The sequence below is a fragment of the Microbispora sp. KK1-11 genome, from assembly GCF_006874435.1.
Lineage (GTDB): Bacteria > Actinomycetota > Actinomycetes > Streptosporangiales > Streptosporangiaceae > Microbispora > Microbispora catharanthi.
Genome location: NZ_VIRJ01000046.1, coordinates 20,597 through 37,997, shown reverse-complemented (window position 1 = coordinate 37,997; position 17,401 = coordinate 20,597). Strand labels below are relative to the sequence as shown.

Annotated in this window: 15 protein-coding genes and 1 pseudogene; 7 read left to right on the top strand and 9 right to left on the bottom strand. The window is 71.3% G+C overall.

Annotated features, from left to right (window positions below; all coding sequences use genetic code 11):
• Positions 1-89 precede the first annotated feature (89 nt).
• The 4 genes from FLW16_RS39860 to FLW16_RS39845 form a co-directional block, all read right to left on the bottom strand.
• Positions 90-1,406 (bottom strand): hypothetical protein, encoded by a 1,317-nt coding sequence (locus FLW16_RS39860; protein ID WP_142566170.1) that lies wholly within the window; start codon positions 1,404-1,406, stop codon positions 90-92.
• A gap of 9 nt (positions 1,407-1,415) precedes the next feature.
• Entirely contained in the window at positions 1,416-1,892 is a 477-nt protein-coding gene (locus FLW16_RS39855; protein WP_142566169.1) for a hypothetical protein, read from the bottom strand.
• 29 nt (positions 1,893-1,921) lie between these two features.
• Positions 1,922-2,824 (bottom strand): copper resistance protein CopC, encoded by a 903-nt coding sequence (locus FLW16_RS39850; RefSeq protein ID WP_142566168.1) that lies wholly within the window; start codon positions 2,822-2,824, stop codon positions 1,922-1,924.
• Positions 2,825-3,086: 262 nt separating this feature from the next.
• Positions 3,087-3,248 carry a hypothetical protein gene (locus FLW16_RS39845; protein WP_221891530.1) on the bottom strand — a complete coding sequence of 54 codons (162 nt, stop codon included), beginning with the start codon at positions 3,246-3,248 and terminating at the stop codon, positions 3,087-3,089.
• Between the two features lie 119 nt (positions 3,249-3,367).
• Between FLW16_RS39845 and FLW16_RS39840 the strand changes: the two genes are divergently transcribed.
• The 4 genes from FLW16_RS39840 to FLW16_RS39825 all read left to right on the top strand — a co-directional run bounded on the left by FLW16_RS39840 (position 3,368) and on the right by FLW16_RS39825 (position 6,770).
• Positions 3,368-3,631 carry a metal-sensitive transcriptional regulator gene (locus tag FLW16_RS39840; protein ID WP_142566192.1) on the top strand — a complete coding sequence of 88 codons (264 nt, stop codon included), beginning with the start codon at positions 3,368-3,370 and terminating at the stop codon, positions 3,629-3,631.
• A gap of 277 nt (positions 3,632-3,908) precedes the next feature.
• Entirely contained in the window at positions 3,909-5,249 is a 1,341-nt protein-coding gene (locus FLW16_RS39835) for a rhodanese-like domain-containing protein (protein ID WP_142566167.1), read from the top strand.
• Positions 5,250-5,324: 75 nt separating this feature from the next.
• A complete protein-coding gene (locus tag FLW16_RS39830) occupies positions 5,325-5,873 on the top strand; it encodes a rhodanese-like domain-containing protein (RefSeq protein ID WP_142566191.1) in 549 nt (182 codons plus the stop codon).
• An 18-nt stretch (positions 5,874-5,891) separates the two neighbouring features.
• On the top strand, positions 5,892-6,770 hold the full coding sequence (locus FLW16_RS39825) for a sulfite exporter TauE/SafE family protein (protein WP_142566166.1): 879 nt from the start codon (positions 5,892-5,894) through the stop codon (positions 6,768-6,770).
• A 91-nt stretch (positions 6,771-6,861) separates the two neighbouring features.
• Here the strand turns inward: FLW16_RS39825 and FLW16_RS39820 are convergent, their stop codons facing one another.
• Positions 6,862-9,168 carry a heavy metal translocating P-type ATPase gene (locus tag FLW16_RS39820; RefSeq protein WP_142566165.1) on the bottom strand — a complete coding sequence of 769 codons (2,307 nt, stop codon included), beginning with the start codon at positions 9,166-9,168 and terminating at the stop codon, positions 6,862-6,864.
• Positions 9,169-9,392: 224 nt separating this feature from the next.
• Positions 9,393-10,055, bottom strand: a complete 663-nt coding sequence (locus tag FLW16_RS39815) for a class I SAM-dependent methyltransferase (RefSeq protein ID WP_142566164.1) — start codon at positions 10,053-10,055, stop codon at positions 9,393-9,395.
• A 194-nt stretch (positions 10,056-10,249) separates the two neighbouring features.
• On the opposite strand from FLW16_RS39815, the gene FLW16_RS39810 reads away from it, so the two are divergent.
• Together FLW16_RS39810 and FLW16_RS39805 are read left to right on the top strand one after the other, a co-directional pair.
• On the top strand, positions 10,250-10,759 hold the full coding sequence (locus FLW16_RS39810) for a TetR/AcrR family transcriptional regulator (RefSeq protein ID WP_185949802.1): 510 nt from the start codon (positions 10,250-10,252) through the stop codon (positions 10,757-10,759).
• A gap of 234 nt (positions 10,760-10,993) precedes the next feature.
• On the top strand, positions 10,994-11,935 hold the full coding sequence (locus tag FLW16_RS39805; protein ID WP_221891520.1) for a rubrerythrin family protein: 942 nt from the start codon (positions 10,994-10,996) through the stop codon (positions 11,933-11,935).
• 81 nt (positions 11,936-12,016) lie between these two features.
• On the opposite strand, the pseudogene FLW16_RS46375 reads toward FLW16_RS39805, so the two are convergent.
• Positions 12,017-12,160: pseudogene (locus FLW16_RS46375) on the bottom strand (hypothetical protein); the annotation flags it as partial.
• 83 nt (positions 12,161-12,243) lie between these two features.
• On the opposite strand from FLW16_RS46375, the gene FLW16_RS39800 reads away from it, so the two are divergent.
• Complete coding sequence (locus FLW16_RS39800) at positions 12,244-14,724, top strand: cation-transporting P-type ATPase (protein ID WP_142566162.1); 2,481 nt, start codon at positions 12,244-12,246, stop codon at positions 14,722-14,724.
• 57 nt (positions 14,725-14,781) lie between these two features.
• On the opposite strand, the gene FLW16_RS39795 is transcribed toward FLW16_RS39800, so the two are convergent.
• Both FLW16_RS39795 and FLW16_RS39790 read right to left on the bottom strand, forming a co-directional pair.
• On the bottom strand, positions 14,782-16,062 hold the full coding sequence (locus tag FLW16_RS39795) for an MFS transporter (protein ID WP_142566161.1): 1,281 nt from the start codon (positions 16,060-16,062) through the stop codon (positions 14,782-14,784).
• A gap of 401 nt (positions 16,063-16,463) precedes the next feature.
• On the bottom strand, positions 16,464-17,177 hold the full coding sequence (locus FLW16_RS39790; protein ID WP_142566160.1) for a hypothetical protein: 714 nt from the start codon (positions 17,175-17,177) through the stop codon (positions 16,464-16,466).
• Between the last annotated feature and the right edge of the window lie 224 nt (positions 17,178-17,401).

Genomic DNA, 17,401 nt, shown 5'->3' with positions numbered 1-17,401 from the left:
AGGTGGTCGTCGCCGGGCGGCGGCATCCAGCCGAGCTGGCGCCGGTGCTCCGCCCGTTTCGGCGAGAACGCAGGATCTCCGCTGAGCTTCTAGGCGGCGAAGAGGAGGAGCAGGCCCACGACGGTGTAGACCACCATCAGCACGAGCAGGGGAATCTGCCCGAGGACGGCGGTCCGGCGCGGGAACAGGGCCAGCGCGCGGTCGTGGGCCAGGACGGTGCCCAGCACGTGGCCGAGGACGATGACCGTGACCTGGAGGGTGGCGACTCCGGCCGGAGTGGTGCCGAGCGCCTGGATGGTCCACCCGGCGGTGCCGAGCCAGTCGGCTCCGGTGTCCAGCGGGTCGGACAGCAGGGCGATGGTCCGCTGCCCTTCCAGGAGGAACAGGGTGTAGTAGTGGGCCACCACGTACCCGACGGCGATCGGCACGATCGAGTGGGCGATCTCGCCCGCGGTCGTGCCGGGCTGGGCCGAGCCCCATCGGCCGGCGAGCGCGGTCGCGGCCCGGTACGCCGCGAGCACCAGGCCGATGACGGCGACCAGGCCGGTGGTGCCCGTGACCGGCGCGGGCACCGAGCTTTCCTGCACGAAGCGCACCCATACCGGGGCGTTGGACAGGCTGTCGTACATGGTGGAGCCCAGGAGCACGACCACCAGCGCGGTCAGTCCCGGTGCCGGTCGCAGCCCGGCCATGCCGTCCAGGGAGTTGCGCCAGACCACGACGCCGTCGCGGCGCCTGTACGCGGGGGCGAGCCTGCCCACGAGGTCGGTGTAGACCTCGAACGGATCGGCGTGGTCGAACCACCGGGAGCCGAAGACGACCGCTCCGGCGAGCATGAGCACGGCGTAGGCCGCGAGCCAGGCGCCGATGACCGGCAGGGTGGCCCGTTCGGGGGCGACCAGTTCCAGCCAGACGAAGGCGAACAGGCCGGCGCAGGCGGGCCAGTATCCGAAACCGGCGGGCAGCGGCCGCAGGCCGAGCTCAGGGTCGCGTCCGAGCCCTCTGCAGGCCAGCAGATGCAGCGTCCGCAGCGGGTTCAGGCCGCGCCACACCGGGCCGAACAACAGCGACAGCGGCACCAGGCCGACCCAGAACAGTACGTAGAACGCCCCGGCCGTGGGATTGTCGGCCCGATCGGGACCGAAGACCAACCCGATGCAGAAGTAGGCCGCGGCGACGAGCCCGGCGATTCGCCAGACCCACCGCCAGGCCGGTGCGGTCACCGCCGTCTGGACGGCGGCGGGCAGCGAGCGGGCAGTGGTGAGGGCGCCACCCAGCCGCGGTTGTTTCCACAGCGCGCCGAGCGCCACGAACGACAGCAGCAACGCGAGGGCCGCGCCGGTCAGCGCGGCCGAGAACGGGATCGGCAGGTCCTGACGGCCGCCGATGCCGTGAGCCAGCAGCATCCCGCCCGCCTAACGCACGACGAGCTGGAACAGCTGCAGTCCCGACTCGTGGGTCTCCATCTCGAACAGGCCGGTCTCGTCGGCGACGAACTCGATGCTCGCGGGGGTGCCGGGCTTCAGGCTGGCCTCCTTGTCGTACCCGTGCAGGTGCGCCTCGTCGGCGGCATCGCCGGTGACCGTGATCCGCACCGTCTGGCCCTTGGTCACCTCGATCCGTCCCGGCGGCGGCGTGACCTTCCGGCCGGCGATGGTGACGGTGATCTCCTTCACGGCCGAGTCGGCGGGGACGGCTACGGCCGACTCGCCGGGGGCGGCGGGAGGTGAATCGGCAGGAGCCGGGGGAGCCGACTCGGTAGATGCCGCGGCGGCCGACTGGGCGGGGGCGGCGGCATCCGATTCACCGCAGGCCGACGTGGCCATCAGCAGGGCCGCGCCGAGTGGGAGCGCGGCGAGCAACGGGCGCAGGCGTGCAGGGGCGATCGTCATGGGGGGTTCTCCTGAGGGGGCGGGGCGAGTCAGCGTCGCTTGGTGGACTTCGGGCGGTGGGGGGTGCGTGACACCGGCGCGCGTGCGGGCTTCTTGGCCTGTGGGCGGCCGGAAGGCCGCCGGGCCGCCGTGGTGGCGGGCGCGGGCCTCCGCGCCGCCCGCGCCACCAGGACACCCGCTCCCACGATGAGGAGCGCGGGCACCAGCCATACCGACAGCCCGGTGCCGGAGTCGGCCGGCTCCGCTGTCCCGGCCGCAGTGCCGCCGATCTCCGTGACCGCGGCCGGGCTGGAGCCGGTCTCCGGGACCGCGGCTGCGCTGGCACCGGCCTCGGGAACCGCCGGGCCCATCGCCGCCGGGCTGCCGCCGGTCTGTGTTACCGAGGCCGGGCTCCCGCCGGCCTCGGGCACCGGGGCCTGGGTGCCGCTCCCGGGCTCGGCCGAGGCGAGCAGGATGGCGTCGGGCTCGTTGTCCGGAGCCTGCCAGCCCTTGGGCGGTCCCGAGGTCCTGCCCTTGTAGGTGAACCGCAGTTCTCCCCGCACCGGCTCTCCGTCGGAGGCGATCGACAGATACCGGATGACGTACTTGCCCCGCTCCGGCCAGTAGGCGACGGGGATCACCGCCGGGAATCCGGTGTTGTACACACTCGGTTCCCACACCCCGTCGACGAGGTTGTACTCCTGGACCGGCTTGTCGAGACGTTTGGGCTGACCGTGCGTCCAGGGCTGGTCGACCCGGGCGCCGCTGGGAGCGGTTACCGCGAAGTACGCGTTCGGAGCGGGAGTCTCGGTGAAGTAGAGGGAGAGGGACTCCAGCGGCTCGCGCACCGTACTGTCCTTGACCGGTGTCGACATCGCGAGCTGTCCGTGGGCGAACGCCGGAGCCGACAGGGTGGCCATCGCCACCACGCCGACGACGACTGGCAGAAGCAACCGGCCCAACCAGCGCGCCAACGTCACTTCTGCTCTCCATGAGGTACGGCCCCTGGGCGGGGAGATGCGGCTTGGGCCTGTGGGACCAATTCCGTCGAGGTTAACGACTTTCACCACAGAAGAACAGAACTTGGATCGTTGACAGCAGAAGTAGAGAATGTTGCGGTTGGCGGTACCTTCTAGTCGCTGCTACGGCGATGCGCACTGTCGCGGCGAGGGCTGTGGTGCCGGGAGGACGTCGAGGCATCTCGGCGTCGTGGGTTCACCGCAGCCGCCGCATGGTGAACCCGGGCGTCAGCAGGCGCCGCGGGCGCGTGTGCTCGGGTGGGTCGCGGAAACCGAGACCGCCGGGGTCTTCCTGGTTCGCCCCAGCGGCGATCACGTTCGCGAAGTCCTTGCTGAACCGGGCCGCGTCGCCGAGCACGGGACCAGTCCGTGGTGAGCGTGGCGGAAGGCTCGCGGAGCACTGGGCGTGACGCTCCTGCGCCGATGCTCGCCGACTTGCTCGACAAGTACCCCCGGGGGTATAAACGAGGCGTGCAGATGAACGAGGCGATGGTCGGCGATGCGGTGACGCGACTGCGGCGAGCGCACGGTCAGCTCGCCGGGGTGATCGCGATGATCGAGGCCGGCGAGGACTGTGCCAAGGTGCTGACCCAGCTGGCCGCGGTCTCCAAAGCGCTCGATCGGGCCGGGTTCAAGCTGGTCGCCAGCGGACTGCGGCATTGTCAGGCCGCGCAGGAGCGGGGCGAGGAGGCTCCGATGAGCGTGGCCGAGTTGGAGAAGTTGTTTCTGGCCCTGGCATAGGCGGCCCTTCTGGGAAGGTTCGCCTTTTCATGTCCCCTCGATACCCCCGGGGGTATCGCCCGTACCATCCCGTCTCGTCGTCTGAGCGTTGGAACCGGAACAGGGCGGTGATCCCGCGCCGCGCCGATGGCGAGGCGTACGCGGTGTCCGCCGGCGTGGCCTCCGGCTGCAGGTCCGCGGGCGGCCCAGTGGCAAGCGCCGCAGGCGCCTGACCGTCGGTCCCCCTTTTTTTGCTTGCCACATACCCCCAGGGGTATTTAAAAGAGAGGTGTTCCCTGTGGAGATCGTGTCCTTCCGCACTGCGGGTCTCGGTGACCAGACCTACCTGCTGACTCACGAGGGCACGGGGGTGCTCGTCGACCCCCAGCGCGACATCAACAGGTTCCTGCGGGCGGCGGCCGAGCGTGACGTCGAGCTGCGTTTCGTCCTGGAGACCCACCTGCACAACGACTACGTGTCGGGTGGCGAGCAGGCGGCTCTGCGTACCGGCGCCGAGCTGGTCCTGCCCGCCGCCGCCGCGCCCGCCTACCCTCACACCCCGGCCTTCCACCTGGAGGACATCGAGGGCGGGGACGGCCTGTCCCTACGACCGATCCACACCCCGGGGCACACCCCCGAGCACACCAGCTACCTGGTGCTCATCGAGGGTGAGCCGGTCGCGGTGTTCTCCGGCGGCAGCCTCCTGGTGGCCTCCGCGGGCCGGCCCGACCTGCTCGGCACCGCCCGGGCGAGGACCCTGGCCCGACTGCAGCACGGCTCGCTGCGCCGGCTGGCGGCGCTGCCGCCCGAGGTCGGGCTGTTCCCGACGCACGGTGAGGGGTCATTCTGCACGGCGAGCGGGGCGGGCCGCCACACCTCGACGATCGGCGAGGAGATCAGGTCCAACCCGCTGCTCGCCGTCGAGGACGCCGAACATCTGGCCGGCGAACTGCTCGCCGCGCCCATGCCGATCCCGGCCTTCTACCAGCACATGGGCCCCGCCAACACGCTCGGCGTGCCGCCGATGCCCTCGACCGCGGCACCCGAACTGGCCGTCGCCGACCTGCCCCGGGACGCGCAGGTGATCGACGTCCGCCCGCGCACGAGGCAGGCGGACGGCTTCCTGCCCGGCTCGATCGGCATCGAACTCGGCGACGACTTCGGCAGCTGGGCCGGGTGGCTGCTGCCGTACCGGTCCCCGATCGTGCTCGTGGCCGAGCCCGGTCAGGACGCGGCAGAGGCGGTGACCCAGCTCGCACGGATCGGGATCGACACCGTACGCGGCGTCGTACGCGACCTCGGCCCGGCCGCGACCGCGACGTTCGAACGGCTGGACCTGGCGACCTTCACCGCGCGAGCTGCCCAGCCCGGCGCCCAGGTGCTGGACGTGCGCATGCCGAACGAGCGCGCGGCCGCGCACCTGGAAGGAGCCGTCGAGCGATTCCTTGCCGATCTGGTGACCGAGGGCGTGCCCGCCGAGTTGGACCGCGACCGTCCAGTGCTCGTGGCCTGCGGATCGGGCCGGCGCGCGGCCATCGCCGCCACGGTGCTCGCCCGTGAGGGATACGCCCCGGTCGTGCTGGACGGCGCGGGCGTGCCCGACGTGGTCGCCGAACTGCGGGCCCGCCGCGCGGCCTGACCACCCCACCTGCGAAACGAGAAGGAAGCCGTGAACACCGAATCCCCGAACATCGACACCGCGACGGCCCGCGCAATGATCGCTGCCAACCCGGACGTGCTCGTCGTGGACGTGCGGACCCCCGCCGAGTTCGAGACCGCGCACATCAGCGGCGCGATCAACCTGCCGCTCGACCAGGTCGACGCCCACCCGCGGCGGATCGCCGACGACGCCGGCGGCGGCGGCACGATGCTGCTCATCTGCCAGTCCGGCGGCCGGGCTGCCCAGGCGCACAAGAAGCTCTGCGACGGGGGGCTGCGCGACGCGGTCGTACTCACCGGCGGGATGAACGCATGGATCGCCTCCGGCGCCCCCGTGGTGCGCGGCAGGCAGCGGTGGAGCCTGGAGCGTCAGGTCCGCCTGGTCGCGGGTGGCATCGTGCTGGCGTCCGTCGTGGCCGACCTCTGGCTGCCGGGGGCGCGCTTCGTTAGCGCCGTCGTCGGCGCGGGCCTGGTCTTCGCCGGGCTGACCGACACCTGCGCGATGGGCATGCTGCTCGCCCGCCTGCCGTACAACCGCGGCGAGGGCGCCGACATCGACGCCGCACTCGCCTGTATCCGCCGCCCCGGCCGCGGCGCGGCCTGACGGATCCGAGGCGACGACATGACCGCTCTCACTCTCGCCGGCGCCGTCGTCGTCGGCCTGACCCTGGGCCTGTTCGGCGGCGGAGGATCGATCCTGACCGTCCCCCTGCTCGTCTACGTCGCGGGCGTCCCGGCCAAGGCCGCGATCGCCATGTCTCTGTTCGTCGTCGGCGTGACCAGTGTGGTCAGCGCCGCGGGCCACGCCCGTGCCGGCCGCATCCGGTGGAAGACCGGACTTGTCTTCGGTCTCGCCGGGATGGCCGGCGCGTACGGCGGGGGCCTGCTCGGGCCGCATCTGCCCGCGGCGATGCTGCTGGCGGGCTTCGCACTGATGATGCTGGCCACCGCTGTCGCGATGATCTGCGGCCGAGGGACGCCCGAGCCCGCCCCGGCCCACAAGGAGTTGCCGATCCTCCACGTCGTCGTCGAAGGCGTCGTCGTCGGCCTGGTCACCGGGCTGGTCGGGGCCGGCGGCGGGTTCCTGGTCGTCCCCGCCCTGGTGCTGCTGGGCGGCATGCCGATGGGCACGGCCGTCGCCACCTCCCTGGTGGTGATCGCGATGAAGTCGTTCGCCGGGCTGGCCGGCTACCTGCAGACCGTCCCGGTCGACTGGTCGATCGCCCTTCCCGCCACGGCGGCCGCGGTCGCCGGCGGTCTCCTCGGCGGATGGCTCGCGGGGCGTATCCACGCCGACCGCCTGCGCACGGGATTCGGCTGGTTCGTCCTCGTGATGGGCGGATTCGTGCTGATCCAGCAGGTCCCGCCCGCCTTGTTCCACACCGCGTGGGGCGTCACCGCGCTGCTCGCCGGCGCCGCGGCCGCAATCGCGGCGATCACCTACCTGCTCCTGTGTCAGGGACGCCGCGCTCTGCGTGCCGGGGAACTCGGCCGCACCTGACGGGCTCCTGGAGGATGCGGATCCCGGTGTCGGCGACGACCACCAGGCAGAACACGCCGTCCTGCCGAAGACCGCCTCTCGCCGCCGACGGTCAAGGGGCGAGGGAGAAGTAGTTCTCCTCTTCCTGGACGAAATGCAGCCGCAGCACCGAGTGCAGCCCGTACAGGCAGGCTCGTAGGTCCTCCAGTTGCTCGGGCCGCAACCGGCCCGCGGCGTTGGCGACTTTCACGTGCGTGGCGATCCGGCGGGCCAGGCGATCGATCTCGCTGTGGGCGCGGCTCATGGTCGCGGTCGCCTCTCCTCCGCCGAGGGGACCGGCCAGCGCCGGGTAGAGCTCATGCTCTTCGGCGTACTCATGCGGCAGCAGCCGCTCGGTCAGCAACCGGTCGACCTCCCGCACGGCGCCCAGCTCCCGCGGTCCGTGCTCGGTGGCCAGCAGGCTCGCGGCATCGCGTACGGCGTCCAGCACGTCGGCGAGATCGTCATGCTCGGCGGCGAATCGGCGGATCAGGTCCTCGGTGGCCGGCTCCAGCACCGGCCGGGCGCCGCGCTGGGGTAGCACGGCACGCAACGCGTTGACGATGACCACCACGTCGATCCCCTCCTGCAGCAGTGCCCCGGCCGCGGGCGGAAGCAGGCCCAGCAGCGCGGCCACCATGGCCGCCAGCGACATGGCCATGCCGCCCGCGGCCGACTGCACCGCGATACGCCGGGTGCGCATCGCGATCTCCATGGCATCGGCGAGCCGGTCCACCCGGTCGGTGACCAGCACCACGTCGGCGGCCTCGGAGGAGGCGGTGGACCCGCGCGCTCCCATCGCCACCCCGACGTCGGCCGCCGACAGGGCCGGGGCGTCGTTGACGCCGTCGCCGACCATGACCGTCACGGCCCGTGAGGTTTCCGCTCTGACCGCGGCGACCTTGTCGGCGGGCAACTGCTCGGCCCGCACCTCGTCCAGCCCGACCACCGCGGCCACCTCCCGTGCGGGCTCGGCGCGATCGCCGGTCAGCATCAGCAGGCGGCCGATTCCCGCGGAGCGCAGCCGCCGCAGCGTACGAGGAGCGTCGTGACGCAACGGGTCCAGCAGCAGGATCGCACCGCACAGCGCGTCGTCGACGGTGAGCCAGGCGACGGCGGCGCCGTCCAAGGCGGCCCGGTTGTCAGCCGCGCGAGCCCAGCCGGGACGAGCCTCGAGAGGTAGCACCGTCTTACCCACGCTCACGCGTTGCCCGTCCACCGTGCCGGCGACTCCGCGGCCGGGATCCTCCGTGACATCCCGGGGCGCCGACAGCGCCAAGCCGCGGGCCCGCGCTTCCGCGACGATCGCCTCGGCCAGCACGTGAGCGGACATCTGGTCGAGCGACGCCGCCAGCCGCAGCACCTCCGACGGTGTCCGGCCGGGAGCGGCGGCGACCTGGAGAACCCGCGGACGGCCCCTGGTCAACGTGCCTGTTTTGTCCAGCAGCAGAGTGCGGGCCCGCCCCAGCCGCTCCAGCGCTCCACCGTCCCGGATGATGACGCCCTGGCGCGCCGCCCGCGACAACCCCGACACGATCGCGACCGGAGCGGCCAGCAGCAGCGGGCACGGGGTCGCCACCACCAATACCGCCACCGCCCGCACGGCTGATCCACTGATCAGCCACGCCCCCGTGGCGACCCCCAGCGACAACGGCAGGAACCAGGCGGCGTACCGCTCGGCCAGCCGCACCACCGGCGCCCGCTGCGCACCCGCCTGCTCGGCCAGCCGGACGATCTGCGCGTACGTGCTGTCCTCGGCGGTAGCCGTCGCCTCGATGTCGACCGCACCACCGGCGTTGACCACGCCGCTGCGGACCGCCTCGCCGAGACCGCGTTCGATCAGAGTGGACTCCCCGGTCAGCGCTGCCTCGTCCAGCATCGCCGGTCCGGTCGTCACCCGGCCGTCCACCGGCACCACCTCGCCAGGGCCGACCACGACGACGTCTCCCATCCGCACGTCCGCCAGGGCGACGACGACCACGTCGTCGCCGCTTCGGCGGCGAGCGGAGCGCGGCGCACGCTCCAGCAGCGCGCGCAGGTCACGCGACGCCCGGCGCTCCGCCGCCGCGTCCAGCGCGCGGCCGGTGGCCAGCATCACCGCGATCAACGCCCCGGCCAGGTACTCTCCGACCGCCAGGGTCCCTGCCAGCGCCAGCGCCGCGATCAGGTCGACGCCCGCCCGCCCCTTCCGCACTGCGGCGACCACCCACACCACCGCGGGCACGACGGCCACCGCGGTCCCGGCCGTCCAGAATCCATCCGCGACACCCGCAGCCCCGGCCAACCAGGCCACACCACCGCCGACCAGCGCGGCCCCGGTCGCTGCCAGGAACACCGGCTCACGCCACCGATCACTCACGGCACCAAGAGAGCGCAGCATGTCGCGCCTCCACAATGACGAGGCGATGAGAGTGCTGCCCTCTATACGACCGCCCTGCCCTACCGACCGATAGAGCCGAACGACCCCAAATCGTCACTGCCGGCCCGTCAGCGGTGGAGAAGGGCGATTGCCTGTCCGACGACCCGGCGTCGGTTGCTCAGGCCGGGAGTCGTGCTCAGTGCTTGGGCGGACGATCTGCCCGACAGGTGAAACAGCGGGGTATTTCAGGAACGGGTTTCGAGCGGACGGACGGCGTTGACGTAGTACAGCACCGGCCCCACGGTGCCTGTGCTCTCGATGCGGAGACCGGCACCGGGGACCAGATCGGCGAGCAGTTCCGGCATGGTAGGCCGCATCGCGGGACCGGCCAGTATCCCGACGAGGCGGGCGGCGAGGGGGTTGACCGGCGGACGGAACTCGGCGATCAGCAGTCGCCCACCCGGTCGCAGGACGCGGAAGATCTCCCTCATGGCGGTGCCGCGGGCGGAGACGGGCATGTGGTGAACGGCGAAGCTGGAGACCACGATGTCGAACGAGGCGTCGGGGAAGGGCAGCGCCTGCCCCTCGCCCACCTGATAGGAGCAGTTGCCAGGTGAGCGACGGCGGGCGTGCTGGATCATCGGAAGCGACGGGTCAACGCCGGTGACCCGCCCCTCGGGGCCCACGAGAGGAGCCAACATCCGGGTCAGGTAGCCCGTGCCGCAGCCGACGTCCAGAATCTGATGGCTCGGCCCCGCGCCGGACAACGCGGCCAGGCGGGTGAAAACGCTGCGACGGCGCCCGGCGAAACCGAGTTCGGCCAAAACCTCATAACCCCGCGGATAATTGATGGTGCCACCACCGTCACTGTGTTTCGAGTGACTATGCATCAACTTTCCCCTGTCCATAGGGCTTCTCCTTCTTGTTTCGAAACAATGTGTTCGGTTATAAATGATCGATTCGTCGGCACGGCATGGTCAACAAGCAAATTCGTTGGGCTGTGCCGTACTGGACAGAGGTGGGGGACATGTTCGGAAACTCGCGGCGGGGGAGCTCCGATCGCCGGGTGCGGCGCACTCGGAAGGCCGTTCAGCAGGCATTGGTGGAGCTGATTCTGGAGAAGGGCTATGAGGCGGTGACCGTCACTGATCTCATCAACCGCGCCAACGTCGGCCGCTCGACCTTCTACGCGCACTTCACGGACAAACAGGATGTGCTGTTCAGCAACCTCGACGAGCTTTCCAGTCTTCTCCGTCTCGCTCCCGCGTCCAGGCCGGGCCCGCTGTTCGCCTTCAGCCTGCCGATGTTCGAGCACCTTCATGAGCAGCGCCGGCTGGCGCGAGCGCTGCTCGGGCGGCGCGGGGGCAGCGCCGTGATGGCGCGCGGAGAGCAAATCCTGGCCACGGTCGTACGTGACGAGTTGCTGGCAGCGTTCCCTCCGCGAAGCACACCACCGGACTCGCTCGACCTGGTGGTCACCTGCGTCGTCGGGGCGTTCATGGCGCTGCTGCGCAAGTGGGCCGACGGCGAGTTGACCGCCACACCGGCCGAGATGGACGGGGCGTTTCGCGCTGTGGTGACACCGGGTGTGGAAACCGCCTTCAGGCGGTGAGCCAAAGCGCGGGCGATCACCCCCCGGCGCAGGCCCCGCCGGAGGCGTTGCCACTTTGCCCAATCCCGCCCGAGCCCAATGTGCTTCGGGAGGTTCGGCTGACGCGTTGGGGTACCACGGTCAGGGAAACCGCTTCGGCGGCTGGACAGGAAACCACTCTGCTTGTGCAGGACCGCACGCACATCGGGGGGTCGCATGGAAACCCGAGGTCTCGTCTGCTGGAGAACCTGTCTCATGGTTGCGGGCACGGTCGCCCTTCTCTCCGTGGGAGCCGGGAGCGCGATGGCCGCGTCCGTTCCTCATTCGGACGATGTAGACCCGTCCACGCGTACCGACGTCACCAATGCGATGAAGGGCGAGGCGTTGGCGAACGTCACCTACCGCGCCTACGCGAAGCAGGCCGACAAGGAGAACCTGCCCGATGCCGCCGCGCTTTACCGGCGCACCGCGCACACGGAACTGCGTGAACACCTCACCGAGCAGGCGAAGCTGATCGGCCTGGTCGGCGACAACGCGGCGAACCTACGCGACAGCGCCGGCGGTGAGTCCTACGAGGCGACGACGATGTACAAGCAGTTCGCCGAGCAGGCCAGGGCGGACGGCGACCAGGAGGCCGCCAGGCTCTTCTCGGAAGTCGGCCGGGACGAGGCCAATCACCGAGAGAAGTTCCTCCAGGCGCAGAAGGCCATCACCGACCCGTCGTCCGGGGCGACGATCCCGACCGGCGTGCGGGCCGAACCGGTGGAGATCCAGGCGGGTCCGCCCAAGGTCTCCTCCTCCCGGACGCTGGAGAACCTGCGGACGGCGATGAAGGGCGAGGCCTTCGCCTACGCCAAGTACACGCTGTATGGAGACAAGGCACGCGAGACCGGGCAACCGAGACTGGCCCGGCTGTTTCACCGGACGGCCGCAGTCGAGCGCACCGAGCACTTCGCCGAGCACGCGAATCTCGCCGGCGCGGTGCGCGACACCGGGACCAACCTGTGCGCGACGATCAAGGGGGAGACGTACGAGGGCACGCAGATGTATCCCGACTACGCCCGCCGGGCCTCGGCGGCCGGTGACACCGAGGCGGCCGATCTGCTCAGCGGCACCGCGAAAGACGAGCTGAAGCACGCGAAGGCCTTCTCCCGCCAGGTGTCCAGGCTCGGCACGCAGTGCCCCACGTCGAGCTGACACTTTCCGCCGCGCAGGCGGGGACTCCTCGGTGACGCTCCTCAGGGGCGGCGGTGATGGCCGGTTGGGCGCGTCCACGGCCATCGCTTCCTCTGGCGTGACGATGACGGGGTTGAGGTCGAGTTCGGCGATGTCAGGCTGGTCGTCCATGAGGCGGCCGACGCGCCCGATCTGGGACGGGCGGCCAGGCCCGAGCCCGAACGTTCTCGATGGTCTTTCCGCCATGCCTTCCCGCCGGGCCGAAGGTCCCCTGCGTCGGTGGCTTTCGCCTGGAGCCGTCGCGGAGGCCCGGATGATCTGCTGAGGGCATGGAACCCGCTGTGCGCGCCCTGACCGGGCTGCCCGAGGAAGAGGCCGCGCGCCGCCTGGCCGAGCACGGGCCCAACGAGATCCCCCAGCCGCAGCCGCCCAACCTGCTCGTCCGGGCCGCCCGCCAGCTCGCGGATCCGATGTCCGTCCTGCTGCTCGTCGCCGGTCTGGTCACGCTCCTCGTGCTCGGCGAGGTGCCCGAGGGTGGCGCGATCCTGGCCATCCTGCTGGTGAACGTCGTCATCGGGGTCGGCCAGGAGACCAGGGCCGACAGGGCCGTGCGGGCCCTGCGCACCCTCACCGCGCCGATGGCGACCGTCGTACGCGGCGACGTCGCACAGCGGATCCCGGCGGCCGAGGTCGTCCCGGGCGACATCGTCGCCGTCGCGGCCGGCGACAGGGTCCCCGCCGACGCCCGGCTGGTCGAGGCCCGCGCGCTCGCGGTGGACGAGGCGCCGCTGACGGGGGAGTCGCTGTCGGCCGACAAGCGGGCGGGTGGCGCGGGCGGCCCGCGTGTGCCCCTGGGCGACCGCGCGGGCGAGATCTTCTCCGGCACGCTCGTCGTGCGCGGCTCGGGTACGGCCGAGGTGCTGCGCACGGGAGCCGGCACCGAGGTGGGGCGCATCGCCTCCGCCCTCGGCGGCCGGGGCAAGGGGCCGCTGGAGATCGAACTCAGCCAGGTGTCGCGGCGCATCGGCCTGCTGGCGGTCGCGGCGGGAACGCTGATGATCCTCATCGGGCTGACCCGGGTGAGCAGGGGCGAGGCGGCCCTGATCGACATCATTCTGGCCGGGGTGGCGCTGGCCATCGCCGCGGTGCCCGAGAGCATGGCCGCCGCCGTCACCACCGCGCTGGCCCTGGGCGCGCAGCGGATGGCCACGCTTGGAGTGATCGTGCGCAGGTTGCCGGCCATCGAGGCAATGGGCGCCACGACGGTCATCGCCACCGACAAGACCGGCACGCTCACCACCGGTCACCTGACCGTCGCCGACCATCTCACCGTCCCGGGTGCCGATCTGTGGCGGGCCGCGCTGCGCTGCAACGACGCCCACAACGGGCTGGGCGACGCGGTGGACGTGGCGCTGGCCGACGCGGCCGCCCGTCAGGGCGTATGGCTGCCGCCCGGAGAAGCCAGACTCGACGCCCGTCCCTTCGACGCAGAGACCCGGTCGATGGCCGTGGTCACCGCGCTGGACGGCGCACCGCCGCTGCTGACGGTCAAGGGGGCGCCGGAGGTGGTGCTGGCTCGCTGCGCGCCGGGCGGGCAGACCGATCGGCTGGCGGAGGCCGTGCCGGGGCTGGCCCAGCGGGGGCTGCGGGTGCTCGCGCTGGCGGAGGGACGGACGGGTGACCTCGACGCCGCCGGGCTGCGTCCGGTCGGTCTGGTCGCGCTGCGCGATGAGATCCGGGCCTCGGCCCGCCGGGCCGTGGCCGACTGCCGGGGCGCGGGCGTCCGGGTCGTGATGGTGACCGGCGACCATGCGGAGACCGCTCGCGCCGTCGCGAAGGAGGTCGGCATCGACCCCGAGCCGCTCGTCACCGGTGCGGCGGTCGAGGGGGACCGCGGGCGGGCGCGGCTGCCCGAGGCCGCCGTCGTGGCCCGGGTGGATCCCGCGACCAAGCTCGACCTCGTACGGGCCCTACAGGAGCGCGGCGAGGTGGTGGCGATGACGGGCGACGGCGTGAACGACGCCCCGGCGCTGCGTCACGCGGACGTGGGGGTGGCCATGGCCGGCGAGGAGGGCACGGACGTGGCCCGCGAGGCCGCCGCCGTCGTGGTGACCAACGGTGAGCTCGGCACGATCGTGACCGGCGTGCGGGAGGGCCGCCGTCTGCACCACAACGTCGCCTCGATGATCGGCTACCTGCTCACCGGCAACCTCGCGGAGATCCTCATCGTCCTGACCGGCCTGCTCGTCTGGCCCGACCTGGTCGTGCCGCTGCTGCCGGTGCACCTGCTCTGGATCAACCTGGCCCTGGACGGTATCCCGGCAATCGCGCTCGGCGTGGACCGGCCGGCGGGCGACCCGCTCGCCCTGCGCCCGCGTCGCGACGGGCTGCTGTCGTGGCGGGTGCTGCGCCGCATCACGGTGCGTTCGGTGATCGTCGCGGCGCTGGTGTTCGCCGTCGTGGAGACGGCCAGGCGGCTCGGCTGGAGCGACGAGCAGGTCCGCACCCAGGCCGTGCTCGCCCTGGTCTTCGCCCGCCTGACCCTCGCGTACGTGGTCAGGGCGCGCCGCTGGACGTTCGAGCGGGACTGGTGGCACGGCCGCGCGGTGGCGGCGGCCGTGTCGGTCACGCTGGTCCTGCAGGCCCTCGTGACGGCGGTGCCCGTGCTCGGGGCGCCGCTCGCTCTCGTGCCGCTGCCGCCGCTCGGCTGGGCGATGGCCGCCGCCGCGGCCGTGCTCACCGTGCTGCTGTGCGACGCCGTGCGTGCGGACGGGAGCGGGGACGGGCAGCGCGAACCAGGTCGGATCTGAGATTCGCTGCGGGAGTTTCTCGGTCAGAGGCTGCGGAGCGGCGGCGGGGTATCGCGTCTACGTTTGCGCGTCCGTGGCCGGCGCCGTCGTCCGCGTCGCGCGCACCGATCGCAGGATGACGACCATACAGGCCGTCCCGGCCGCGCCGGCTCCGCAGATCACCGCGTACGGGGGAATCAACGCGGCGATGGCGCCGCCGGCGGCCACGCCGAGCCCCTGGAGGGTCATGAGCCCGGCGCCCAGCAGGGACATCGCGCTGCCCCGCATCGTCGCAGGCACCGCGTGCACGAACCACTGGTCGATGCCGAGCGTGTAGGCGGCGCACAGCCCTGTGAGCAACAGGAGCGCGACCGCGAGCGGCAACGGCGGATGGACGGCGAACGCGGCCATCGGCAGCATCGACCCCGCTGCCAGCGGCAGTGCGATCCGCTCGCGGGCGGCGGGCCCGAGCAGGGTGCCGGCCAGCACCTCGCCCACCGCGGTCCCCGCGGGCATCGCGGCCATGAGGAGCCCGAACCCCGCCGAGCCCGCACCCGCGGCCTCCGCGAAAGGTGCGGCGGTTCCTTCGGCGACGATGAAGAACATCGGCGGGATCCACCACATCAGCAGCAGCGCGCGGACCCGGGGGACGCCGAGCAACCGCCGGGCGGAGGTGATCGAAGCGCGCATCATCGCCTCGACCCCCGATGCACGGGCCGGGCGGCCGCGGGTGCCCAGACGCAGGAGCAGCGCGGAACCGAGAAAGGTGCCGGCGGTCACGTAAAGCGCGGTGCGGGGTGACAGCCATACCAGGGCCAGTCCGCCGAGTCCGTAGCCGATGATCTGGGACCCCTGCGAGACCATCCGCACCAGCGAGCGGCCCAGGACGTACAAGTCATCCGGCAGGATGTCGGCCAGGCTCGCCGCCCGGGTGCCGGTGAACAACGGCGACATCATCGAGACGGCGAAGCGGAGGACGAACAACACCGCGAGCGGAGTCACCGGAACGGCCATCAACGCCACGCAGCCGGCCGAGAGCAGGTCGCAGGCCACCAGCACCCGGCGGGCGGGGTATCGGTCGGCGACGTCGGAGAGCAGGATCCCGCTGAGAGCGTACGGCAGGAAGCCGAGGGCGAAGACGAGCGCCGTCAGCGGCGCCGAACCGGTCCGCCGGAATACCAGCACGGCCAGTGAGGCGTCGGCGAAGACGCTTCCCAGCATGGAAAGAACGTGGGCCGTGAAAATCGCCCGGAATTCCTTGACCGCGAACACGGCGCCGTATCCGGCTTTGACGCGTGCTCGGCTTCGTGAGGCCGCCGAGGCGTCCTGCGATTCGGTCGCGGAGGAGGGTTCTGCCATGCGGAGATTCGCTTTTCCCTGTCATAACGGTCACAGCAGGTATCCGCGGGCGCCGAAGCCGGGTCCGAGAGGCGGCACGACTGCCGCGGCATTCTGCCTCTCGGACCCGGCACGACGATCTCGTGACCGAATCGGACTGAGATCAACTTCTTGGGTCATGCCTGTCTAGCTGGGAAACCAGCCCTTGGGGTACGAGGTCATGGCGATTCACCTCCCTGAGGGTGGGAAGTCTCATGTGGCGAAGATGGTCGCGGGGGAGTGCGTCAACGGCGATCGCGGGCGACATGACCCCCGACTAACCTGAACAACTATGTTCGAGTTTGACTCTAGCACTAAGTCGTACATCAGTGTTCGGATTCATGTGTGACGACGGTCACAGGGGGGAAGGCGCGACCAGGGCGTCAGGTGGACAGGTGCCGGGCCCGTCCGAAGGCGCGGCCGAGCAGCACGTAGCCCAACGCGTACGGGGCGGCACCGATGATCTCGACGACTGATGTGATCACCGAGTGCGGTCCGAAGCCGAACAGGGACGCGGTCCCGCCGATCGCGTAGACGACGCCGCCGAATCCCAGGAGCAGGCCGGTCCACCGTTGTCCGTACCGGTTGAGCAGCAGGGCGAGCAGCACGTATCCCAGAGGGAAGACGATGTTCGCGGCCAGCACGATGATGCCGCCCTCGATGTCGATGTCCTTCGAGGTGTGCACGAGGTCGGGCGCGTACTTGGCCGTCACCGGGTTGTGGCCGCCGTCGAAGACGATCAGACCGAACCAGAGCATGGTCCCGGCCAGGGCGGTGTACAGCGTGATGAGTCCGCGCAGACCGAACCTGTTCATGACCAGAGCCAGGACACCGGCCAGGCAGGTCGCCTGGACCAGCAGGCTGATGGCCTCCATGGAATGGGTGAAGGCGTACCACTGCGCGCCCGCCGCGATGTCGTGCCCGTCGCGGGCCGGGTGTAGGACGACGGTGAGCAGGAAGAACGGGCCCCCGATCATCGCGGTGAGCTTCACCATCACCCGTACGTACCGGGTGTCGTCCTCGGCGCCGTGGTGGCGAGGGGGGCGGGGCGGTGTCGTCGTGCCGGCGCCATCGTGCGCCGAGCGGTGGCTACTCATCGTCGTTCTCCTGGATCTCGTTGCGTTGGGGCGCGCGGGCACGACGAACGCGCTCAGCGCGGCGGCGGCGACGGTGGACGGGGCGGCGGCCCGGGTGCGCCGCCGAGTCGGGGGAAGGTATTCGCGATTCGCCGACTAACCTGAACAAGCATGTTCGGTTTTCAGGCTAGCAGCTAACTCGTACACATATGTTCGCGTTCGGGCCGCTGTCGCTTGGGAAGAGG